Consider the following 22,521-nt stretch of genomic DNA (forward strand, 5'->3'; position numbering starts at 1 on the left):
GTGAGGGAAATTTGACGTGTTCGATTTTTTTAGCGTATCAGAGGGATGAATTATCATTGATTTTGATTAATTTAATTACTAAACCATCTGAAATCACTTTTTTTACCCTCCAGAAGGCGCCCGATACGCCTGCGCAAAATTTGTTTCGCCCGCGCGTTGCGAGTAGACTTCGTGACCTTGTCTTAAACTGGAGAAAGAATCATGAGCGAAACGGCAACCTGGCAGCCGAGCGCGTCCATCCCCAATTTATTAAAACGTGCGGCGATTATGGCGGAAATCCGTCGTTTCTTTGCCGATCGTGGAGTGCTTGAGGTTGAGACGCCCTGCATGAGTCAGGCGACGGTCACAGACATTCATCTGTTCCCGTTCGAAACGCGTTTCGTCGGACCTGGCCATTCCCAGGGGATCAACCTCTATTTAATGACCAGTCCGGAATACCATATGAAACGCCTGCTGGCGGCAGGGTGCGGTCCGGTTTTCCAGCTATGCCGCAGTTTCCGTAATGAAGAGATGGGACGACATCATAATCCGGAATTCACCATGCTGGAGTGGTATCGCCCGCATTACGATATGTACCGCCTGATGAATGAAGTGGATGATTTGCTTCAGCAAGTGCTGGATTGTCAACCTGCGGAAAGTCTCTCCTATCAACAGGCGTTTCTGCGCCATCTGGAGATTGACCCGTTATCAGCAGATAAAACGCAGCTGCGTGAGGTGGCGGCAAAGCTTGATTTAAGCAATATCGCCGATACGGAAGAAGACCGTGATACGTTGCTGCAACTGCTGTTCACGATGGGGGTTGAGCCGCATATAGGTAAAGAAAAGCCGACCTTTATTTATCACTTTCCGGCAAGTCAGGCATCGCTGGCACAAATCAGTACCGAGGATCATCGCGTCGCCGAGCGCTTTGAGGTGTACTACAAAGGTATTGAGCTGGCGAATGGTTTCCACGAACTGACGGACGCACGTGAGCAACAACAGCGCTTTGAACAGGACAATCGTAAGCGCGCCGCGCGCGGTCTGCCGCAGCAGCCGATTGACCAAAATCTGCTGGATGCGCTGGCCGCCGGTCTACCGGATTGTTCCGGCGTGGCGCTGGGTGTTGATCGTCTGGTGATGCTGGCGCTGGGAGCAGAAAGCCTGGCGGACGTGATTGCTTTTACGGTCGATCGGGCGTAAATCTGAAATTCACTCTTTCGCGAGATAAAATGGCGCAATAAGCGCCATTTTGTAGCATATTTTTTCAATTATCCTCTGTTTGCCACAACATAAGGCTGGAACTTTGATGCCATTTAGGTATCAATCCTGTGTTGATTTTTTTATCGCTGACCTTCGTAAAAAAGAAGGCGGCGTCAATCGGTGAGCGGCGTCTGGCAAACGCGCTCGAGCGTAAGGGATGGTTGAATGACCCACACGATAAAAAAGATGAGCCTTATTGGGCTTATCCTGATGATTTTTACTTCTGTTTTTGGTTTTGCGAATAGCCCGTCGGCGTTTTATTTAATGGGGTATAGCGCAATCCCGTGGTATATATTTTCTGCCTTGCTGTTTTTTATTCCATTCGCCTTAATGATGGCTGAAATGGGTTCCGCTTATCGCAAAGAAGAGGGCGGGATCTATTCGTGGATGAATAATAGCGTGGGGCCACGTTACGCGTTTATCGGCACGTTTATGTGGTTTTCATCGTATGTCATATGGATGGTAAGTACGGCGGCAAAAATTTGGGTACCGTTTTCTACTTTTGTTTTTGGCGCCGATATGACGCAGCACTGGCGTATTGCAGGGCTTGAGCCTACGCAGGTTGTCGGGCTGCTCGCCGTCGGCTGGATGATTCTGGTGACGTGTGTCGCCGCCAGAGGGATCAATAAAATTGCGCGAATTACGGCGGTCGGAGGTATTGCCGTAATGTGTCTTAATTTAGTTTTATTGTTAGTGAGTGTCGCTATTTTGTTATTAAATGGTGGGCATTTTGCACAAGAGATTAATTTTACCTCGTCACCGAATCCGGGTTATCACTCCGGCCTGGCAATGTTGTCATTTGTGGTATTTGCTATTTTTGCTTACGGCGGTATTGAGGCTGTCGGCGGACTGGTGGATAAAACCGAGAAACCGGAAAAGAATTTTGCGAAAGGTATTGTCTTCGCGGCCATTGTGATTTCAATTGGTTATTCTTTGGCGATCTTTTTATGGGGCGTCAGCACTAACTGGCAACAGATATTAAGTAATAGCGCCGTTAACTTAGGGAATATCACCTACATTCTGATGTCGAGTTTAGGCACGACATTAGGTAACGCGTTAAACCTTTCTCCGGAAGCTGCGATGACGGTGGGCGTCTGGTTTGCGCGTATCACCGGCCTTTCTATGTTTCTGGCTTATACCGGCGCGTTTTTTACGTTGAGCTATTCACCGCTGAAAGCCATTATTCAGGGGACGCCAAAAGCGTTGTGGCCCGCGCCGATGACGACACTGAACGCTAACGGTATGCCGGCGACCGCTATGTGGCTACAGTGCGTGCTGGTGAGTCTGTTTATTTTGCTGGTCTCTTTTGGCGGTGACACCGCATCGGCGTTTTATAACAAACTCACGCTGATGGCGAACGTCTCAATGACCTTGCCATACCTGTTCCTTGCGCTGGCATTTCCCTTCTTTAAAGCGCGTCAGGATCTGGAGCGGCCATTTGTTCTCTTTAAAACCAAAGCCTCTACCCTGGTCGCGACGGGTGTTGTGGTGCTGGTGGTGACGTTTGCCAACGTCTTTACCATCATCCAGCCGGTGATTGAAGCTGGGGACTGGGACAGCGCCTTGTGGATGATCGGCGGCCCGATCTTCTTCTCGCTGCTGGCGATGGCGATTTATCAGAATTACAGCAGCCGCATGAGCGCTGATCCGGAGTGGGCGGCGGAGTAAAGGCCGTATGCCGGATAAGACCCCACGGGTCGCATCCGGCGTTTATTGCCCGATGGAGAACGTTATGAATGATAGTTCGAGAGACCCGATTATCACGGAAGATGAGGTTAGGGCACTCAATTTTACTCCGGAAGATATCCTTGAAATAGAAAAGGTTATTCTTTCTTCCGTTCATGTTGCACGTCGAAAGGTTGCGATGGTAGTAGGAATGACTATTGGCACGTTAAGGGATCGCGATGAGGATAAGTGGAAACATGTGTCGGATATTTATTGCGCGTATGTTATAAGATGCCTCGTATTTCGCGGAGAACTGGTGGGTTACGGCGATTTATTCCGAATGCGCTATAGCGAAATTAACCTGCCTGCTGCCGATCTGGACGCATAATAAGTCCGAAAATGTCTGTGAGCTGCGATGAAATGCCCGATGGCGCAAGCTTATCGGGCCTACAGATTAATTGCCGGCCCGTAGGCCGGATAAGACCCGACGGGTCGCATCCGGCATTTCTTGCCTGGATCATGCGCTACAAACTCCCCGCCGGGCGGCTGGTTTTACCCGCTGACGTTAACGTTCTCCCCGTTTGTTTACCTCCGAGACTCTCCAGACGCATCTGGAACGGCGGGAACGGCATATCAATACCGTGCTCGCGGAAGCCCGCCAGAATCAATTGGTGGATTTCATGGCGTAATGGCATACGGTGTCCCATTTCCGCGGCATAGATACGCAGTTCGAAAATTTGAATACCCTGCTGGAGATCCACCAGAAAGATTTCAGGCGGCGGGTTGTCCAGCACCAAAGAACAGCGCTGCGCCGCCGTCAGCAGAATTTGCGTCACCTCTTCGCTATTGGCATCTGCTGGCGCCGGGATGGTTAACACCACGCGCGTAACGGAGTCAGACAGCGACCAGTTGATAAACTGTTCGGTGATAAAGGCTTTATTCGGCACGATAATCTCTTTACGATCCCAGTCGCTGATGGTGGTGGCGCGGGTATTGATTTTGGTCACGCTGCCAGTGAGATCTCGAATGGTCACCGTATCGCCGATACGAATCGGCTTTTCAAACAAAATAATCAGGCCGGAGATAAAGTTAGCGAAAATTTCTTGCAGGCCAAAACCAAGCCCAACGCCGAGCGCGGCCACCAGCCATTGTAGCTTCGACCACTCAATGCCGATCATTGAGAAACCGACCAGCCCGCCAATCAGCATTAACAGATATTTGGTGATGGTCGTGATGGCGTAACCGGTACCAGGCGTTAAATCGAGATGCTGTAATAACGCCAGTTCCAGCAGCGCGGGCAGATTACGCACCAACTGCGTGGTGATGATAAAGACCAGAATCGCAATGAGCACCGCCCCGAGGGTAATCGGCTCCAGGCTTTCCACGCCTTGCACCGTAGAGGTGACATCCCACAGCGAAATATTCTCCAGGAAGCCGAATGCCGAGTGGATTTCCGACCACAGTACAATTACCGATAGCAGGGCGATAAGCATCAGAATTGAGCGGACCAGACGCAGCGACTGAGCGCTAATAGCGTCAAGATCGATTTCACTTTCATCGATGTCGACCGCGCCTTCCAGGCTGGAGGAGTGCGCCGGTTCTTCTTCGCCGCGCGCGCGCTGCGCCAGCATTTCCGCCCGACGATGTTTGGCGCGGTCAAAAGCCAGTCGGCGTCGTTGGATCAGCATCCAGCGGCGAATGACGTGATAGATGACCAGCAATAGGAACCAGATGGCGACCGAGGTTTCCAGTCTCGCCAGTAGCGCCTGCGCCGTGGCCAGATAACCCACCGCCGCCGCCAGAATCGCGATAAGCGGCGCGCCCATCAGCATATTCCACAGCAGGCTGTTGACCATGTTGTCGCCGTTGCCTTCTTTATCAAGATAGAGCGGGATGCCCGCTTTTTTCAGACTCAGCGTGACCAGCGCCAGCGCGCCGCATATCAGGATGAAGCAAAGGCGGCCCAACGAGCCGGAAAACTCCCGATCGTTAAGATTATCAAACATGATCACTGCCATAATGAGCGGCACGATCAGCCCAATGCTCATCAGGTAGTAGCGCATCGCTTTCGCTACCCGGTTTCGCGGCCAGCCGAAATGCGCCACAAACAGGCCATTAGGGCGGGCAAAAGCGGCGCAAATCATGACTACCCACAACAGCGGTACTGTCGCCGTCACGCCATCGCCGATGGCGACGGCCAGCGGATACGGCCAGGCTTCCTGCAGACCATAGCCGAGCGTCGCCCACAAGACCGGCAGCGGCGAGGCGACCAAAATCGACCAGAACACCGTTCGCAGCGTCAGCGAGAAGTGATCCTGGGTGACTTTCCCGACGCGCGAGGCCGAGCGCTCAAGGAACCGGTTGAAGTGTTGGCGCGAATAGAGGCTAAACCCGACCAGCGCCAGCGCGCCGAATAACGGCAGTAGCGTCTCTTTGCTGGTCAGCATCATGATGCTGGCTTTACCTAACTGATTAAACGTATCTAATGAGATAAGCCGGCGTAAATCCTGAACCAAATCAACAGGCCAGGAGAGCGATAGCGGGCTAACGTCAGCGGTCCAGAACAGATAACGGTGGGTCGCTTCATTAACCTCTTTAAGCGCATCCTCCAGTTGGCTGTTGGAGACTTTCAGTTTGGTCAGCTCCAGGATCAGCGTATCGCCGCCCTGTAACAACGAGTTGAGCAGCTCGCGCTGAGTGCGAAGCTGGGCGTCAAGAATCTGGTTTTGCTCGGCGGTCAGCGGCTGTCCATTGGCCTGACGTATTTGCCGTAGCTGCGGCTGCTTATTGAGTAACTCTTCATAGCGCATACGGTGAACGCGTAGCTGCGCCATTTCCGTATCAAGCTGCTGCGGTTTAGGCATCTCTGGCAGACGGGCGACCTGCGCGCGCAGCGCTTCGCCAAGCATGTTGGACACGCCAAGCCATTGCGACTGCTCCCGCAGCGTATTGAGCGCCTGGCGCACCTGTAACGTTTGGCTGGTGGCCTGTCGCTGCTGCGAGGCGACCAGATCCATCCGCTGCGCTTGTTGATTAAGCGCCTGTGACAGCTCGCGGTTGACTTTAAATTGTTCGACGATGCCTTCCGGCAAACCGGCGCTGTTTTCCGCCAGCAGCTCAGTGCTTTCCAGCGCGCGTTCCGCTTCACGTTGGCGCAGGCTATTGAGCTGATTGCGCAGCGCCTGAAGATACGCATCCAATTGCTGACTCTGTTTTTCCGCCAGCTCGGAACGCAGACGAGCCAGTTCCTGCCGGTTATTGGCGGACAGTTGCGCCAACTCCAGTTCGTCGACTAACGCTTTTAGTTTGGCGGACTCCGCCTGCATACTGAGACTTTGCGCCTGGCTAAGCGCGGCACTTCCGCCTGCGGCGCCGAGCCGTCGCTCAATCTCATTAAGCTGGCGGCGGGCGTCGTTTTGCTGTTGGGGAAGCTGGCTGAGCGAGTCGGCGATCTCCCTGACGCGCTCCTGCTCCTGTTGCGCCTCGCGGGTTTTATCCAGTAGCTGGCTGCTAACCTGCAAGATCTCCTGATTTAACGCTTCGGTGGACATCTCTGGCGGTACGCTGCGAGGTTCATCGCGCAGATTATTCAACTGGGCGCGCAAGGTGGCGGATAGCTTAGGGAAATTATCAATAACGTGTTGATATTGTTTCGCGCGCTCAAGCGAGCCTTTTCGCTCTTCAAGCGCGTTTAACGCAGTCTGGAGCGCCTCAACGGCTTCCGGCTGAGCGGGCTTCGCCGCTTTTGCCTGCTCCAGTTCCTGCGTGATTTGTTTGGCGTCGGGGGCCGTTGCGGCGAACGCCCCCGTGCTGAGGCACCAGGCCATCAGAAAAGCGATAATCAGGCGCACGTCAGCATTCTCTCTTGATTAGGTGTCGTCTTTTTTATTGTCAACCAGCGGGCTGGCGTCGTGTTCGGCTTTAATTTCTTCTGCCGGCAGCGGAGCAGGTTCTACCTCCGGCGCGACGAATGTTTCGGTCGACGTCGCCAGCGGTTGGCCAATTTTGGTAACGGACAGGCTTGCCAGCGACTCGATCAGATTCACTTTCCCCGGCGCAAATAAGTTGATGACCGTGGAACCCAGTTTAAAGCGCCCCATCTCCTGGCCTTTCAACAAGGCGACAGACCCTTCATGTTCGCCTTCTGGCCAGGTCCAGCGCTTGATGATGCCTTCGCGCGGCGGGGTAATGGTCCCCGCCCAGACAGTTTCGATACTGCCGACAATAGTTGCGCCGACCAGAATCTGCGCCATAGGGCCGAACTCGGTATCAAACAGACAGATAACGCGCTCGTTGCGGGCAAACAGGTTGGGGACGTTTTGCGCGGTCAGATGGTTAACGGAGAACAGATCGCCCGGTACGTAGATCATTTCACGCAGGATGCCGTTGCATGGCATATGCACGCGATGGTAGTCGCGAGGGGAGAGGTAAGTGGTCACAAACGTGCCGTTGCGGAACTTATCCGCCATCAGGTAGTTACCCGCCAGCAACGCCTCAAGGCTGTAATTATGGCCTTTGGCCTGCAAAATTTTATCTTCTTCGATACGACCCAACTGGCTTATCACGCCGTCGGCAGGCATCACCAGGATGTTAGGATCGGTATTGAGCGGACGCACGTCATCACGCAGCGGACGAACAAAGAAATCATTGAACGTACGATAGCTGGCGGTATCCGGTTTTTGCGCCTCAGTCATATCGACTTTGTAATACTTTACGAAGAGATCGATAACCAGTTTTGTCAGCCATCCTGCTCGTTTGCTTGCGCCCCAGCCCGCCAGGCGAGTGAGCCATAGTTTCGGCAGAATGTATTGTAGCGAAAGTTTAAATGAGTTTAACAAGGTAGCCTCCAGGCCATTGTTGTTCCTGAACCGGCAGTTATACCGGTATCCTGAAAAAAGTGGACGATTCTAACGACGCCTAGCGTATCTGTCAGTCGTCCGTATCAGAAAAGTTTTTACGCGTTTTTACCTGCGCCATACTTTCAAGAATTCGGTGATAATTTTCGAAACGGGTTTCCGCAATAGCGCCGTTCTCTACCGCTTCGCGAATGGCGCAGCCTGGATCGGCGTCATGCTTGCAGTCCCGGTATTTGCAATGTCCCAAATAGTCATGAAATTCGACAAAGCCCTGGGTGATTTGTTCCGGCTCCAGATGCCATAAGCCGAACTCGCGCACGCCGGGAGAATCAATGACATCGCCGCCATGCGGGAAATGATACAGACGAGCAGCGGTAGTGGTATGTTGACCCAGACCGGAGACATTCGACACATCGTTCGTCAGAATCTCGTTCTGTAAGCCGAGCAGAGCATTTAGCAGGCTGGATTTTCCGACGCCGGACTGCCCGGCAAAAATACTGATGCGACCGGTTAACGCCTCTTCCAGCGGTTTCAGACCATCCTGCGTATGGCTGGAGACCATCAGCACGCGATAGCCGATATTGCGGTAGATATCCATCTGCTCATTAACGAAGTCCATACCTTCGTCGTCCAGCAGATCAATTTTATTGAGTACGATAAGCGGCTCAACCTGTAGGGTTTCACAGCCGACCAGGTAGCGATCGATGATATTCAGCGACAGCTCCGGCAAAATCGCGGAGACGATAACGATTTGGTCAATGTTGGCGGCAATAGGCTTCACGCCGTCGTAGAAGTCCGGGCGCGTCAATACCGAGGTGCGCTCATGCACCGCTTCAACGATGCCTTTTACGTTGACGCCCTCTGCGGCGGCTTTGCCCGGACGCCAGACGACGCGATCGCCCGTCACCAGCGAACGGATAGTGCGGCGGATATTGCAACGGTGAACCTCGCCGTCAGCAGACTCCACATCGGCATGCATACCAAAACGGCTAATGACGATACCTTCTGCAGGCTCGCCAAACAGGTTGTCATCGTAGTCGGCTTTCTCCGCGGACGTTTTTAAACGACGCTGGTGATTGGCGTTCACACGGCGCTGCTGGCCTTTGGAGAGTTTATTTTTGCTCAATCGTACTGGCTCCTGGTCGCCCATAGTGGGCAAAACATCTATGATACACGCAATTGTAGATGAATATAGTCACAGTGAATGTGACCTCTGAAGGGTGGAAAATAGCATGAGTGCCGATGAAAACAACCTGATTTGGATCGATCTGGAGATGACAGGTCTGGACCCCGAGCGCGATCGCATTATTGAGATAGCCACACTGGTGACGGATGCCAGCCTGAACATTCTGGCGGAAGGGCCGACGATTGCGGTACATCAATCCGATGCGCAACTGGCGTTAATGGATGACTGGAACGTGCGCACCCATACCGGCAGCGGCCTGGTAGATCGCGTTAAGGCAAGTACGATGGGCGAACGAGACGCTGAACTGGCGACGATTGAATTTCTGAAAACGTGGGTGCCTGCGGGTAAGTCGCCGATTTGCGGTAACAGCATCGGTCAGGATCGTCGTTTTCTGTTTAAATATATGCCGGAACTGGAGGCTTACTTCCACTATCGCTATCTGGATGTCAGTACGCTCAAGGAACTGGCGCGCCGCTGGAAGCCGGAGATTCTGGCCGGCTTTACCAAGCAGGGCACGCACCAGGCGATGGATGATATTCGCGAGTCGGTGGCGGAGCTGGCTTACTACCGCGAGCATTTCATTAAGCTGTGAGGCGTAACATGCCGGATGGCAACGCCAGAGCGTCTCATCCGGCAGCTCTCCCGCCACTGAATTACTGCGTAAACCATTTCTCCTGCATTTGTGCATATTCCGGCGATGCTTTCACCTTGTCGAGCGCGGCATTAATATCTTGCAATAGCGCGTCGTTGCCTTTGCGTACCGCAATGCCTAACCCTTTTCCGTAGTAGTCAGGATCGCTGGCGCGTTCATCCATGATGGCGTAATCCGGATTGTTTTTTAGCCACTTACCAATCGCGGCGACATCGCCAAACACGCCCTCAAGACGGTTGTTTTTCAGATCGGTAAAGGCGTTTAGATAGCTGTCATAGGCGACAGGCGTGATGGCTTGTTGTTTATCCTGCAAATAGCGCTGATGCGTTGTACCGTTTTCCAGACCGACTTTTTTGCCTTTCAGATCGGCAAAAGTGTGATAAGCCCCTTTACGCGTGACGACTACCGCCGATAAACCTTCGTAATAGGGTTGGCTAAAGGAGACCTGCTGTTCACGTTTGGGCGTCATATCCATACCGGCGATCACCGCATCAAACTTTTTGAAGCGTAGGCCGGGGATCAGACTATCAAAGCTCTGGTTAGTGAATGAGCACTCCGCTTGCATCTCTTTGCAGACCGCGTTGGCGACATCAATATCGAAACCAACAATTTTATTATCGGCATCGACAAACTCATAGGGCGCATAGGTGGCGGAGGTGCCAAAATGTAATGTTCTGGCGGAAACGGAAGCGGCGTGAACGGAGAGGCTGGCTAACAGCATGACAATAAGTTTTTTTTTCATCTTGATCCCTGATATCAATTGGATGTTGTGGTCACCGTGCTATTCTTTTTTTGGCGCAGGGTGCTATTCTGATTCTGTGCCTTTAGGCGTGGCGTGAAAAGTTTTTTGTTGCATAGCGCACGCTTTGCTCGTTTTTTGTCTTGTTTGGTGATTTAATCAGCATTCAAACAAAAATCGCGAAAAAATGCGTTCAGGGGCTTGCAGCTAAATGGATTTCTCGTATAATGCGCCTCCCGTAACGACGCAGAAATGCGAATTACGACAGCAACAAATTTGCGGGAATAGCTCAGTTGGTAGAGCACGACCTTGCCAAGGTCGGGGTCGCGAGTTCGAGTCTCGTTTCCCGCTCCAATTCTTATCTACAGTAAAATTATCCACAACGAATATCGCGTTGGGGCACGTTTTGTTCCGCTTTCGTCAGATCCTTGTAAACAGACTTATCCACAGGGCGGCCCATTACTCCTGGAATGCAAAAAATTATACCTGACGCGTAGAATTTCTATAATTTACTGAAAAATATAGAAAAAATAAGATTTCAAAACGTTAGCGTTATTGACTGTTCCTTTTTTCCCTCTTGAATCGCAATGTGTTTTTATTTTTATACACAGCCTGTGAATAATTCAGGCATCGCGCACCAGCCCTTTTTCAATCACCCTGACCAGGCGCTGTTTTTTCGGTAGCTGCACTTCAATGATGCAGGCGTTGCGCTTTTCAATTTGTTGCGCAATCGCCCATTCGATATGCTCATCGAGAAGTGGATGCTCACCCTTGCGGCTTTCCAGCGCCGTAATGACGGCATTACTCCACGGCGCATTCCCCAGCGCGACGGCAACATTTCGCAGCCAGCGTAAATGACCAATGCGCCGAATCGCAGAACCTTCAGTGACTTTCAGAAACTGCGCTTCGCTCCAGCTAAACAACTCAAGCAAATCTGGATTATGCAGCGCCTTGCGTGGGCTAAAATCTGCTTCGTCGGTCAACTGAGAGTAACGATTCCACGGACAGATAAGCTGGCAGTCATCGCAGCCGTAAATACGGTTGCCTATCAGTCGGCGAAATGCTTCCGGAATAGCGCCTTCCAGCTCAATGGTGAGATAAGAAATACAGCGCCGCGCGTCCACCGTATACGGTTCGACAATCGCCCCGGTCGGGCAAATGGTCATACAGGCGACGCATTTGCCGCAACCTTCTTCGACCGGCTGGTCGACCGGCAGCGGTAAATCAATCAGCAGTTCCCCCAGGAAAAAGAATGAGCCTGCCTCCCGATTAAGGATAAGTGAGTGCTTACCCGTCCAGCCAAGTCCGGCTTTTTCCGCTAATGGGCGTTCAAGAATAGGCGCAGAGTCGACAAACGGTCTAAAATTCAGCGAACCGCAGTACTGCTGGATCTGCTCGCCCAGTTTTTTAAGGCGGCTGCGTAACAGCTTGTGATAATCACGCCCCAGCGCATATCGGCTAACGTAGCCCAGCGTGGGATCCTTCAACGTACTGGCAAACGCGGCGTTGGCGGGCAGATAGTTCATGCGCACGCTGATGACACGTAGCGTACCGGGTAAGAGTTCATGAGGCCGGGCGCGCATCATACCGTGGCGCGCCATCCATGCCATCTCGCCGTGGTATTGTTTGTCCAGCCACGCCTGCAGCGCAGGTTCGGATGCGCGCAGGTCGGTATCAGTAATACCGACCTGCTGAAAGCCCAGCTCCAGCCCCCACTGCTTAATATTTTGCGCTAACTGATTGAGATCGAGGGGCTTTGACATGATGGACCATAACATGAAGAAAAACCCTGTAAGTATACCACACTCCATTTGGCCCGCCGATGACATCAAACGGCTGGAACGCGATGCGGCGGATGCCTTCGGACTCACACTCTATGAATTGATGCTGCGCGCTGGCGACGCGGCGTTTCGGGTAGCCCGTGACAGTTACCCTGACGCCCGACACTGGCTGGTGTTGTGTGGTCATGGCAACAACGGCGGCGATGGTTACGTCGTGGCGCGACTAGCGCAAGCGGCGGGCATTAGCGTAACGTTGCTGGCGCAGGAGAGCGATAAACCGTTGCCTGAAGAAGCGGCGCAGGCGCGCGATGCCTGGCTGAATGCTGGCGGCATTATCCATGCTGCCGATATTATCTGGCCGGAAGCGACGGATCTAATTATCGACGCGCTGCTTGGCACCGGTATAGCCCAGGCGCCGCGCGACCCGGTAGCCGGTCTGATTGAACAGGCGAACGCTCATCCTGCGCCGGTTGTCGCCGTCGATATCCCGTCAGGTCTGCTGGCGCAAACGGGCGCCACGCCTGGCGCGGTGATAAGCGCCGCGCATACGGTCACGTTTATCGCCCTGAAACCAGGCCTGCTGACCGGCAAAGCGCGTGACGTTACCGGCATATTGCATTATGACGCGTTGGGACTGGAAGGCTGGCTGGCGAGCCAGACGCCGCCGCTCCGGCGTTTTGACGCGACGCAGTTGGGGCAATGGCTAACGCCGCGTCGACCGACCTCGCATAAGGGCGATCATGGTCGTCTGGCGATTATTGGCGGCGACCAGGGAACAGCGGGCGCAATTCGGATGGCTGGCGAGGCGGCGCTGCGTACGGGGGCTGGGTTGGTCAGAGTTCTGACTCGCGGTGAAAACATCGCGCCGTTGCTGACGGCCCGCCCGGAACTGATGGTACATGAACTCACGCCTCAGTCGCTGGAAGAGAGCCTGACCTGGGCTGACGTTGTAGTGATCGGCCCGGGGCTTGGGCAGCAGGAATGGGGCAAAAAAGCCTTACAGAAAGTAGAAAACGTCCGTAAACCTATGCTGTGGGATGCGGATGCGTTGAACCTACTGGCAATCAATCCTGATAAACGTCACAATCGCGTGATTACGCCGCATCCGGGAGAGGCGGCCCGCCTGTTAGGATGTTCTGTGGCAGAAATTGAAAGTGATCGCTTACTTTCAGCACAGCGTCTGGTAAAACGGTATGGAGGCGTGGTCGTGTTAAAAGGCGCAGGAACGATTATCGCCGCTGAACACCACCCTCTGGCTATCATTGACGCTGGTAATGCGGGGATGGCGAGCGGCGGGATGGGCGATGTCCTGTCCGGCATCATCGGCGCATTGCTCGGACAGAAGTTTACCCCGTATGATGCGGCATGTGTGGGATGTGTGGCTCACGGCGCGGCGGCGGACTTACTGGCAGCGCGTTATGGCGCTCGCGGCATGTTGGCGACCGATCTTTTTACTACGCTGCGGCGTATTGTTAACCCTGATGTGATTGACGTAAACCATGATGAATCGAGTAATTCCGCTACCTGACGAACAGGCGACGCTAGACCTGGGGCAACGGGTAGCCAACGCCTGCGATGGCGCGACCGTTATTTATCTGTATGGCGATTTAGGTGCCGGTAAAACGACGTTTAGCCGGGGATTTTTACAGGCGTTAGGCCATAACGGTAATGTAAAAAGCCCCACCTATACGCTGGTAGAGCCTTATGCGCTTGATAACATGATGGTATATCACTTCGACTTATACCGTCTTGCGGACCCGGAGGAGCTGGAGTTTATGGGCATTCGCGATTATTTCGCCAACGACGCCATTTGTCTGGTGGAGTGGCCGCAACAAGGTAAAGGCGTTCTCCCCGACCCGGACGTCGAAATCCATATTGATTACCAGGCGCAGGGGCGTGAGGCTCGCGTAAGCGCGGTATCCTCATCGGGTCATTCGTTACTGGCGCGTTTAGCCGATTAGCTATAAAGGTGGCGGGATGATTTATCGCATCAAAAATGCCGTAATAGCAGCCTTAATCCTGCTGTGCGCGCAGGCGGGCGCCGCCAGTCTCTCTGATATTCAGGTGTCCAACGGCGAGCAGCAGGCGCGCATTACGCTGAGTTTTATCGGCGAGCCGGAATATGCTTACTCACAGGACGGTAAACGTACCGTGGCGCTGGATATCAGGCAGACCGGCGTGATTCAGGGGCTGCCGCTTCAGTTTAGCGGTAACAATCTGGTGAAAACGATCCGTGCCGGAACGCCGAAAGATGCGCAATCTTTACGGTTGCTTGTCGATCTGACGGAAAATGGTAAAACCGAGGCTGTGAAGCGGCAAAACGGCGGCAACTATACGGTCATTTTCACCATTAATGCCGATGTTCCGCCGCCGCCACCGCCTGTCGTCGCGAAACGGGTTGAAAGCGCGCCCCGCCCGACGGAGCCGGCCCGTAATCCGTTTAAATCTTCTGATGATCGCCTGACCGGCGTAACCAGCAGCAATACCGTTACGCGGCCTGCGGCGCGCGCGTCGGCAGGCGCTGGCGATAAAGTGGTGATTGCTATTGATGCCGGACATGGAGGCCAGGACCCCGGTGCGATAGGCCCGGGCGGTACGCGCGAGAAAAATGTCACCATCGCCATCGCGCGTAAGTTACGCACATTGCTGAATAACGATCCGATGTTTAAAGGCGTGCTGACGCGTGACGGCGACTATTTTATTTCGGTGATGGGGCGGTCTGACGTGGCGCGTAAGCAAAACGCCAACTTCCTTGTCTCTATTCATGCGGATGCCGCGCCAAATCGCGACGCCACCGGCGCCTCCGTCTGGGTATTGTCCAATCGTCGCGCGAACAGCGAAATGGCAAACTGGCTTGAGCAGCATGAGAAGCAATCCGAACTGTTAGGCGGCGCTGGCGATGTGCTGGCGAACAGTCAGTCAGACCCTTACCTGAGCCAGGCGGTACTGGATTTGCAATTCGGTCATTCGCAGCGGGTAGGGTATGATGTGGCGACGAACGTGCTAAGCCAACTCGATGGCGTGGGGTCGCTGCATAAACGTCGCCCGGAACACGCGAGCCTGGGCGTGTTGCGTTCGCCGGATATCCCGTCCATTTTGGTGGAGACGGGCTTTATCAGTAATCACGGCGAAGAGCGATTGCTGGCGAGCGACCGCTATCAGCAGCAGATTGCTGACGCTATATACCGGGGGTTGCGTAAGTACTTTGCAGCGCATCCGATCCAGTCTGCGCCGCAGGGCGGCCCAGGCCAGACGGCCAGTACCAACCAGCCTGGCGCCATAACCGCCGCGAATTAAGGAGATTTCATGCCGATTCAGGTTCTGCCGCCGCAGCTTGCGAACCAAATCGCCGCTGGCGAAGTGGTGGAACGCCCTGCGTCGGTTGTTAAAGAGCTGGTAGAGAATAGTCTGGATGCAGGCGCCACCCGCGTTGATATCGACATCGAGCGTGGCGGCGCGAAGCTTATTCGTATTCGCGACAATGGCTGCGGCATTAAAAAAGAGGAGCTGGCGCTGGCGCTGGCCCGTCATGCCACCAGTAAAATCGCCTCGCTTGACGATCTGGAAGCGATTATCAGTCTGGGATTTCGCGGCGAAGCGCTGGCCAGTATCAGTTCGGTCTCGCGTTTGACGCTAACGTCGCGCACGGCGGAGCAGGCGGAAGCCTGGCAGGCGTACGCGGAAGGGCGCGACATGGACGTGACGGTAAAACCCGCCGCGCACCCGGTCGGCACCACCCTGGAAGTTCTGGATCTCTTTTATAATACGCCCGCCCGGCGCAAATTCATGCGTACCGAAAAAACGGAATTTAATCACATCGATGAGATCATCCGTCGTATTGCATTGGCCCGTTTTGACGTCACGCTTAACCTGTCGCACAACGGCAAATTGGTACGGCAGTATCGCGCTGTCGCAAAGGACGGGCAAAAAGAGCGCCGGTTAGGCGCCATCTGCGGCACGCCGTTTCTCGAACAGGCACTGGCGATCGAGTGGCAGCATGGCGATCTGACCCTGCGCGGCTGGGTCGCCGATCCGAATCACACCACCACGGCGTTAACGGAGATCCAGTACTGCTATGTGAATGGCCGCATGATGCGCGACCGCTTGATCAACCATGCCATTCGCCAGGCCTGTGAAGATAAACTGGGCGCGGACCAACAGCCTGCGTTTGTATTGTATCTGGAGATTGACCCGCATCAGGTGGATGTCAATGTTCATCCCGCCAAGCACGAAGTGCGTTTTCATCAATCCCGGCTGGTGCACGACTTCATCTATCAAGGGGTGCTGAGCGTTCTGCAACAGCAGACGGAAACGACGCTGCCGCTGGAGGAGATTGCGCCAGCGCCGCGGCATGTCCCGGAAAACCGTATCGCCGCCGGGCGCAACCATTTTGCTGTACCCGCCGAGCCAACTGCGGCGCGCGAGCCCGCGACACCGCGTTATTCCGGCGGCGCATCGGGCGGCAACGGCGGGCGTCAGTCCGCAGGTGGTTGGCCGCACGCGCAGCCAGGTTATCAGAAGCAGCAGGGCGAGGTTTATCGCGCGCTTTTACAGACGCCGACGACGAGCCCCGCGCCGGAGCCGGTTGCGCCTGCGCTTGACGGACATAGCCAGAGTTTTGGTCGCGTACTGACAATAGTCGGCGGTGACTGCGCGTTGCTGGAACACGCGGGGACTATCCAGCTCTTGTCGCTGCCGGTTGCGGAGCGTTGGCTGCGTCAGGCGCAGCTTACACCGGGTCAAAGTCCGGTTTGCGCGCAGCCGTTGCTGATTCCGCTGCGTTTAAAAGTGAGCGCCGATGAAAAAGCCGCGCTGCAAAAAGCCCAATCTTTGTTGGGAGAATTGGGTATTGAATTTCAGTCAGATGCGCAGCATGTGACCATTCGGGCGGTGCCTTTACCCTTACGACAACAAAATTTACAAATCTTGATTCCTGAACTGATAGGCTACCTGGCGCAACAGACCACATTTGCAACGGCCAATATTGCACAATGGATAGCGCGTAATGTGCAGAGTGAACATCCGCAGTGGTCGATGGCGCAGGCCATATCGCTGCTGGCGGATGTTGAGCGGCTATGTCCGCAGCTGATAAAAGCGCCGCCGGGTGGCCTGTTACAACCTGTTGATTTACATTCGGCGATGAACGCCCTGAAGCATGAATGATGTAAGCAAGGCGAGCCTGCCTAAGGCGATATTTTTGATGGGGCCGACGGCCTCCGGCAAAACGGCGCTGGCGATAGAACTGCGTAAAGTTTTGCCAGTAGAGTTGATAAGCGTTGATTCCGCCCTCATTTATCGGGGAATGGATATTGGCACGGCTAAGCCGAATGCCGATGAGCTGAAAGCGGCGCCGCATCGACTGTTGGATATACGCGACCCGTCGCAGGCGTATTCGGCGGCGGATTTTCGCCGCGACGCGTTAGCGCAAATGGCGGAGATCACCGCTGCGGGGCGTATCCCGCTGTTAGTGGGCGGTACCATGCTGTATTTTAAGGCATTGCTGGAAGGGTTATCGCCGCTGCCTTCAGCAGATCCGGAAGTCAGATCCCGGATAGAGCAGCAAGCAGCGGAGCTTGGATGGGAGGCGTTGCATCAGCAACTTCAGGAGATAGATCCGGTTGCCGCCGCGCGAATTCATCCAAATGATCCGCAAAGACTTTCCCGGGCACTGGAAGTTTTTTTCATTTCGGGTAAAACTTTAACGGAGCTAACGCAAACGTCAGGAGACGCGCTACCGTACCAGGTGCATCAGTTCGCTATCGCCCCGGCGAGCCGTGAACTGCTCCATCAGCGCATTGAACTGCGTTTTCATCAGATGTTGGCTTCAGGTTTTGAAGCAGAAGTCCGGGCGCTTTTTGCCCGAGGAGATTTGCATACGGACTTGCCTTCCATCCGTTGTGTGGGATACCGCCAGATGTGGTCATACATTGAGGGCGAAATCTCATATGATGAAATGGTTTATAGAGGTGTTTGCGCCACGAGACAGTTGGCGAAGCGCCAGATGACCTGGTTGCGCGGTTGGGAAGGGGTGCGCTGGCTTGACAGTGAGAATCCCGATCGGGCGCGAAAAGAAGTATTACAGGTTGTTGGTGCTATCGCAGACTGAATGTGTACAATTGAGACGTATCGTGCGCAATTTTTCAGAATCGAAAGGTTCAAAGTACAAATAAGCATATAAGGAAAAGAGAATGGCTAAGGGGCAATCTTTACAAGATCCGTTCCTGAACGCATTGCGTCGGGAACGTGTTCCAGTTTCTATTTATTTGGTGAATGGTATTAAGCTGCAAGGTCAAATCGAGTCCTTTGATCAGTTCGTGATCCTGTTGAAGAACACGGTCAGCCAGATGGTTTATAAGCACGCGATTTCTACTGTTGTCCCGTCTCGCCCGGTTTCCCATCACAGCAACAATGCCGGTGGCGGTGCCAGCAATAACTACCATCACGGTAGCAACGCGCAGGGTTCTACTGCGCAACAGGACAGCGAAGAGACTGAATAAGTTCACGCGCTGTTTATCCATGTCGGGGGCGTCGGATAATCGCCCCCGCTGGTTATTAAGAGGGTTTACGCTTGTTTGACCGTTATGATGCCGGTGAGCAGGCGGTACTGGTACACATCTATTTTTCGCAAGACAAAGATATGGAAGACCTCCAGGAGTTTGAATCTCTGGTCTCTTCCGCCGGTGTCGAAGCAATGCAGGTGATTACCGGTAGCCGTAAAGCACCGCACCCGAAGTACTTTGTAGGTGAAGGTAAGGCAGTTGAAATTGCGGAAGCCGTGAAAGCGACTGGCGCAGCGGTCGTATTGTTTGATCATGCATTGAGTCCAGCCCAGGAGCGAAACCTGGAGCGTTTGTGCGAGTGCCGGGTTATCGATCGCACCGGTCTTATCTTAGATATTTTTGCCCAACGTGCGCGTACCCATGAAGGTAAGTTGCAGGTTGAGCTGGCGCAGCTACGCCATCTGGCTACGCGTCTGGTGCGTGGCTGGACCCACCTTGAACGTCAGAAAGGCGGGATTGGTTTGCGCGGTCCGGGTGAAACCCAGCTCGAAACCGACCGTCGTTTACTGCGTAATCGCATTGTGCAGATTCAGTCGCGCCTGGAGAAAGTTGAGAAGCAACGTGAGCAGGGGCGGCAGTCGCGCATCAAGGCCGACGTTCCGACGGTATCGCTGGTGGGCTATACCAACGCCGGAAAATCCACCCTTTTTAATCAGATCACTGAAGCGCGGGTCTATGCGGCAGATCAGCTATTTGCGACGCTGGACCCCACGTTACGTCGTATTGATGTAGCGGATGTCGGTGAAACCGTTCTGGCGGATACGGTAGGCTTTATCCGCCATTTACCGCACGATCTGGTGGCTGCCTTTAAAGCTACCCTGCAGGAGACGCGTCAGGCGACGCTGCTGCTGCATGTGGTTGATGCGGCGGATGTTCGTGTGCAGGAAAACATCGAGGCGGTAAACACCGTTCTTGAAGAGATTGACGCTCACGAAATCCCCACCTTAATGGTGATGAACAAAATCGATATGCTGGACGACTTTGAACCGCGTATCGACAGAGATGAAGAGAATAAACCCATCCGTGTTTGGCTTTCAGCGCAAAGCGGCGTGGGAATACCACAGCTTTTTCAGGCTTTGACGGAGCGTCTTTCCGGCGAGGTGGCGCAGCATACGCTGCGTTTGCCGCCGCAGGAAGGGCGTCTGAGAAGCCGGTTTTATCAGCTTCAGGCAATAGAAAAAGAGTGGATGGAGGAAGACGGTAGCGTCAGTCTGCAGGTACGAATGCCGATTGTCGACTGGCGTCGCCTCTGTAAACAAGAACCGGCGTTGATCGAATACGTGATCTAGACGCGAAGTCATTCAGGTCGTATTGAGGCGGTAGCTGAGAGAATCTCAGGAGCTCACAACTAAGTGACCTGGGGTAAAAAAGCCGCCACTCAAGACGCAGCCTGAAAGATGATGTCTGTAACGGCGGTTCGTCTGAAGCATGGAGTAATTTCGCCTTATCCTCTGAGGTCGAAAGACAACGGGGATCACCGCATAACAAATATGGAGCACAAACATGGCGTGGAATCAGCCCGGTAATAACGGACAGGACCGCGACCCGTGGGGAAGCAGCAAACCTGGCAGCAACTCTGGGGGAAATGGAAACAAAGGTGGCCGCGATCAGGGACCTCCCGATCTGGATGATATCTTCCGTAAGCTGAGTAAAAAACTCGGTGGTTTTGGGGGCGGTAAAGGCACCGGTTCCGGCGGCGGTAGCTCATCGCAAGGCCCGCGTCCGCAACTGGGAGGCCGTATTGTCGCCATCGCCGCGGCGGCAGTAGTCATTATCTGGGCGGCCAGCGGTTTTTATACCATTAAAGAAGCCGAGCGTGGCGTTGTGACGCGTTTTGGTAAATTCAGCCATCTGGTAGAGCCAGGTCTGAACTGGAAGCCGACATTTATTGACGACGTCACGCCGGTGAACGTCGAAGCGGTGCGCGAACTGGCGGCGTCAGGCGTGATGCTGACGTCTGATGAAAACGTCGTGCGCGTTGAAATGAACGTGCAATACCGCGTCACCGATCCGCAGAAATATCTGTTTAGCGTGACCAGCCCGGACGATAGCCTGCGTCAGGCCACCGACAGCGCGCTGCGTGGCGTCATTGGCAAATACACGATGGATCGCATCCTGACCGAAGGCCGTACCGTTATTCGTAGCGATACCCAACGCGAGCTGGAAGAGACTATCAAACCGTACAACATGGGGATTACCCTGCTGGACGTGAACTTCCAGGCTGCGCGTCCGCCGGAAGAGGTGAAAGCCGCCTTTGACGACGCGATTGCCGCACGTGAAAACGAGCAGCAGTACATTCGTGAAGCGGAAGCGTATACCAACGAAGTTCAGCCGCGCGCCAACGGTCAGGCGCAGCGTATTCTGGAAGAGGCACGCGCCTATAAAACCCAGACTATCCTGGAAGCACAGGGTGAAGTCGCCCGGTTTGCGAAGATTTTGCCGGAATATAAAGCCGCGCCGCAGATTACGCGCGAGCGTCTGTATATTGAAACGATGGAAAAAGTGCTGAGCCATACCCGTAAAGTACTGGTTAACGACAAGAGCGGTAATTTAATGGTGCTGCCGTTAGATCAGATGCTGAAAGGCGGGAATGCGCCGGCGGCAAAGAGCGACAATAGCGCCAGCAACCTGCTGCGCCTGCCGCCGTCCACAAAGTCTAACGCCAGCGGAGCAAGCAACACGTCGTCCTCAAATCAGGGCGATATTATGGACCAACGCCGCGCGAATGCGCAGCGTAACGACTACCAGCGTCAGGGGGAATAACGATGCGTAAGTCAGTTATTGCGATTATCATCATCGTGCTGGTAGTGCTCTACATGTCCGTCTTTGTGGTCAAAGAGGGCGAGCGCGGCATTACGCTGCGTTTTGGTAAAGTTCTGCGTGACGATGAGAACAAACCGCTGGTTTACGCGCCGGGTCTGCACTTTAAGATCCCGTTTATTGAATCAGTGAAAATGCTTGATGCGCGTATCCAGACGATGGATAACCAGGCCGATCGCTTTGTGACTAAAGAGAAGAAAGACCTGATTGTCGACTCCTACATCAAATGGCGTATCAGCGACTTTAGCCGTTACTATCTGGCGACCGGCGGCGGCGATATTTCGCAAGCCGAAGTGCTGTTAAAACGTAAATTCTCGGACCGTTTGCGTTCTGAGATTGGTCGCCTGGACGTAAAAGACATCGTGACCGATTCTCGTGGTCGTCTGACTCTGGAAGTGCGCGACGCGCTGAACTCCGGTTCAGCCGGTACCGATGATGAAGTAGCGACCCCGGCGGCGGATGACGCGATTGCCGAAGCGGCGGAACGCGTCACGGCGGAAACCAAAGGTAAAGTACCGGTCATCAACCCGAACAGTATGGCGGCGTTGGGTATCGAAGTGGTCGATGTGCGTATTAAGCAGATCAACCTGCCGACCGAGGTTTCTGAGGCGATTTACAACCGTATGCGCGCCGAGCGTGAAGCGGTCGCGCGTCGTCATCGTTCACAAGGTCAGGAAGAAGCGGAAAAACTGCGTGCGGCTGCTGACTATGAGGTGACGAAAACTCTGGCGGAAGCCGAGCGTCAGGGGCGTATCATGCGTGGTGAAGGTGATGCTGAAGCCGCGAAGCTGTTTGCCGACGCGTTCAGCCAGGACCCTGATTTCTACGCGTTCATTCGTAGTCTGCGCGCTTACGAGAAGAGCTTCGAAGGTAATCAGGACGTGATGGTACTGAGCCCGGACAGCGATTTCTTCCGCTACATGAAGACACCGAGTTCGACGACACGCTAAAATAGCGTCAGCGGTTTTAGACCAGCAAAACCACCGCATCCAAAGGATGCCGGTGGTTTTCTTTTATAAGGGC

At 54.2% G+C, this 22,521-nt stretch carries 18 protein-coding genes and 1 tRNA gene; 14 read left to right on the top strand and 5 right to left on the bottom strand.

The window, feature by feature from the left end; all coding sequences use genetic code 11:
- Positions 1–201: 201 nt before the first annotated feature.
- From epmA to ACLD4F_RS15870, 3 genes are all read left to right on the top strand, one after another.
- Positions 202–1,179: an elongation factor P--(R)-beta-lysine ligase gene (gene epmA, locus ACLD4F_RS15860; RefSeq protein ID WP_053445425.1), complete on the top strand. Its 978-nt coding sequence runs from the start codon at positions 202–204 to the stop codon at positions 1,177–1,179.
- 225 nt (positions 1,180–1,404) lie between these two features.
- The gene (yjeM, locus tag ACLD4F_RS15865; RefSeq protein ID WP_000149876.1) at positions 1,405–2,907 is read left to right on the top strand and encodes a glutamate/gamma-aminobutyrate family transporter YjeM; all 1,503 of its coding nucleotides are present in this window, start codon (positions 1,405–1,407) and stop codon (positions 2,905–2,907) included.
- A 64-nt stretch (positions 2,908–2,971) separates the two neighbouring features.
- Positions 2,972–3,292 (top strand): hypothetical protein, encoded by a 321-nt coding sequence (locus ACLD4F_RS15870; protein ID WP_001737341.1) that lies wholly within the window; start codon positions 2,972–2,974, stop codon positions 3,290–3,292.
- A gap of 136 nt (positions 3,293–3,428) precedes the next feature.
- Here ACLD4F_RS15870 and mscM read toward each other — a convergent pair whose 3' ends face one another.
- The 3 genes from mscM to rsgA form a co-directional block, all read right to left on the bottom strand.
- Positions 3,429–6,755 (bottom strand): miniconductance mechanosensitive channel MscM, encoded by a 3,327-nt coding sequence (gene mscM / locus ACLD4F_RS15875; protein ID WP_001236755.1) that lies wholly within the window; start codon positions 6,753–6,755, stop codon positions 3,429–3,431.
- A gap of 18 nt (positions 6,756–6,773) precedes the next feature.
- Positions 6,774–7,742, bottom strand: coding sequence for an archaetidylserine decarboxylase (gene asd, locus ACLD4F_RS15880; protein ID WP_000934951.1), 969 nt, complete (start codon positions 7,740–7,742; stop codon positions 6,774–6,776).
- Between the two features lie 91 nt (positions 7,743–7,833).
- Positions 7,834–8,886, bottom strand: a complete 1,053-nt coding sequence (gene rsgA, locus ACLD4F_RS15885; protein ID WP_000041945.1) for a small ribosomal subunit biogenesis GTPase RsgA — start codon at positions 8,884–8,886, stop codon at positions 7,834–7,836.
- Between the two features lie 106 nt (positions 8,887–8,992).
- On the opposite strand from rsgA, the gene orn reads away from it, so the two are divergent.
- Positions 8,993–9,538, top strand: coding sequence for an oligoribonuclease (gene orn, locus ACLD4F_RS15890; protein WP_001271546.1), 546 nt, complete (start codon positions 8,993–8,995; stop codon positions 9,536–9,538).
- Positions 9,539–9,599: 61 nt separating this feature from the next.
- Here the strand turns inward: orn and ACLD4F_RS15895 are convergent, their stop codons facing one another.
- Positions 9,600–10,340 carry an arginine ABC transporter substrate-binding protein gene (locus tag ACLD4F_RS15895; protein ID WP_411010924.1) on the bottom strand — a complete coding sequence of 247 codons (741 nt, stop codon included), beginning with the start codon at positions 10,338–10,340 and terminating at the stop codon, positions 9,600–9,602.
- A gap of 275 nt (positions 10,341–10,615) precedes the next feature.
- Between ACLD4F_RS15895 and ACLD4F_RS15900 the strand changes: the two genes are divergently transcribed.
- Positions 10,616–10,691, top strand: a tRNA-Gly gene (locus ACLD4F_RS15900).
- 269 nt (positions 10,692–10,960) lie between these two features.
- On the opposite strand, the gene queG is transcribed toward ACLD4F_RS15900, so the two are convergent.
- A complete protein-coding gene (gene queG, locus ACLD4F_RS15905) occupies positions 10,961–12,100 on the bottom strand; it encodes a tRNA epoxyqueuosine(34) reductase QueG (protein ID WP_411010925.1) in 1,140 nt (379 codons plus the stop codon).
- Here queG and nnr point away from each other — a divergent pair.
- The 9 genes from nnr to hflC all read left to right on the top strand — a co-directional run bounded on the left by nnr (position 12,099) and on the right by hflC (position 22,448).
- Positions 12,099–13,646, top strand: coding sequence for a bifunctional ADP-dependent NAD(P)H-hydrate dehydratase/NAD(P)H-hydrate epimerase (nnr, locus tag ACLD4F_RS15910; RefSeq protein ID WP_000968670.1), 1,548 nt, complete (start codon positions 12,099–12,101; stop codon positions 13,644–13,646). The two genes, queG and nnr, sit on opposite strands and share 2 nt — an antisense overlap.
- On the top strand, positions 13,618–14,079 hold the full coding sequence (gene tsaE, locus ACLD4F_RS15915; protein WP_000981984.1) for a tRNA (adenosine(37)-N6)-threonylcarbamoyltransferase complex ATPase subunit type 1 TsaE: 462 nt from the start codon (positions 13,618–13,620) through the stop codon (positions 14,077–14,079). The genes nnr and tsaE overlap by 29 nt, the downstream gene beginning before the upstream one ends.
- A gap of 16 nt (positions 14,080–14,095) precedes the next feature.
- Positions 14,096–15,415, top strand: coding sequence for an N-acetylmuramoyl-L-alanine amidase AmiB (gene amiB, locus ACLD4F_RS15920; RefSeq protein WP_000640362.1), 1,320 nt, complete (start codon positions 14,096–14,098; stop codon positions 15,413–15,415).
- A 9-nt stretch (positions 15,416–15,424) separates the two neighbouring features.
- Positions 15,425–17,281, top strand: coding sequence for a DNA mismatch repair endonuclease MutL (gene mutL / locus ACLD4F_RS15925; RefSeq protein ID WP_411010926.1), 1,857 nt, complete (start codon positions 15,425–15,427; stop codon positions 17,279–17,281).
- Positions 17,274–18,224, top strand: a complete 951-nt coding sequence (gene miaA / locus ACLD4F_RS15930; RefSeq protein WP_001000734.1) for a tRNA (adenosine(37)-N6)-dimethylallyltransferase MiaA — start codon at positions 17,274–17,276, stop codon at positions 18,222–18,224. Before mutL ends, miaA begins: the two co-directional genes overlap by 8 nt.
- Before the next feature lie 82 nt (positions 18,225–18,306).
- Positions 18,307–18,615 carry an RNA chaperone Hfq gene (gene hfq, locus ACLD4F_RS15935; RefSeq protein ID WP_001051875.1) on the top strand — a complete coding sequence of 103 codons (309 nt, stop codon included), beginning with the start codon at positions 18,307–18,309 and terminating at the stop codon, positions 18,613–18,615.
- Between the two features lie 71 nt (positions 18,616–18,686).
- Positions 18,687–19,967: a ribosome rescue GTPase HflX gene (hflX, locus tag ACLD4F_RS15940; protein WP_000460338.1), complete on the top strand. Its 1,281-nt coding sequence runs from the start codon at positions 18,687–18,689 to the stop codon at positions 19,965–19,967.
- 214 nt (positions 19,968–20,181) lie between these two features.
- Positions 20,182–21,441, top strand: coding sequence for an FtsH protease activity modulator HflK (hflK, locus tag ACLD4F_RS15945; protein WP_000312505.1), 1,260 nt, complete (start codon positions 20,182–20,184; stop codon positions 21,439–21,441).
- A gap of 2 nt (positions 21,442–21,443) precedes the next feature.
- Positions 21,444–22,448, top strand: a complete 1,005-nt coding sequence (gene hflC / locus ACLD4F_RS15950) for a protease modulator HflC (RefSeq protein WP_001232417.1) — start codon at positions 21,444–21,446, stop codon at positions 22,446–22,448.
- Positions 22,449–22,521 lie beyond the last annotated feature (73 nt).

Origin of the sequence: Salmonella sp. 741265050_HSA (genome assembly GCF_046569445.1) — a bacterium.
Taxonomy (GTDB): domain Bacteria; phylum Pseudomonadota; class Gammaproteobacteria; order Enterobacterales; family Enterobacteriaceae; genus Salmonella; species Salmonella enterica.

Bases quoted from the DNA above. Each gene is read 5' to 3' on its own strand.
- epmA (WP_053445425.1), top strand. From the start codon at position 202: ATGAGCGAAACGGCAACCTGGCAGCCGAGCGCGTCCATCCCCAATTTA.
- yjeM (WP_000149876.1), top strand. From the start codon at position 1,405: ATGACCCACACGATAAAAAAGATGAGCCTTATTGGGCTTATCCTGATG.
- ACLD4F_RS15870 (WP_001737341.1), top strand. From the start codon at position 2,972: ATGAATGATAGTTCGAGAGACCCGATTATCACGGAAGATGAGGTTAGG.
- orn (WP_001271546.1), top strand. From the start codon at position 8,993: ATGAGTGCCGATGAAAACAACCTGATTTGGATCGATCTGGAGATGACA.
- ACLD4F_RS15895 (WP_411010924.1), bottom strand. From the start codon at position 10,340: ATGAAAAAAAAACTTATTGTCATGCTGTTAGCCAGCCTCTCCGTTCAC.
- nnr (WP_000968670.1), top strand. From the start codon at position 12,099: ATGATGGACCATAACATGAAGAAAAACCCTGTAAGTATACCACACTCC.
- queG (WP_411010925.1), bottom strand. From the start codon at position 12,100: ATGTCAAAGCCCCTCGATCTCAATCAGTTAGCGCAAAATATTAAGCAG.
- tsaE (WP_000981984.1), top strand. From the start codon at position 13,618: ATGATGAATCGAGTAATTCCGCTACCTGACGAACAGGCGACGCTAGAC.
- amiB (WP_000640362.1), top strand. From the start codon at position 14,096: ATGATTTATCGCATCAAAAATGCCGTAATAGCAGCCTTAATCCTGCTG.
- mutL (WP_411010926.1), top strand. From the start codon at position 15,425: ATGCCGATTCAGGTTCTGCCGCCGCAGCTTGCGAACCAAATCGCCGCT.
- miaA (WP_001000734.1), top strand. From the start codon at position 17,274: ATGAATGATGTAAGCAAGGCGAGCCTGCCTAAGGCGATATTTTTGATG.
- hfq (WP_001051875.1), top strand. From the start codon at position 18,307: ATGGCTAAGGGGCAATCTTTACAAGATCCGTTCCTGAACGCATTGCGT.
- hflK (WP_000312505.1), top strand. From the start codon at position 20,182: ATGGCGTGGAATCAGCCCGGTAATAACGGACAGGACCGCGACCCGTGG.
- hflC (WP_001232417.1), top strand. From the start codon at position 21,444: ATGCGTAAGTCAGTTATTGCGATTATCATCATCGTGCTGGTAGTGCTC.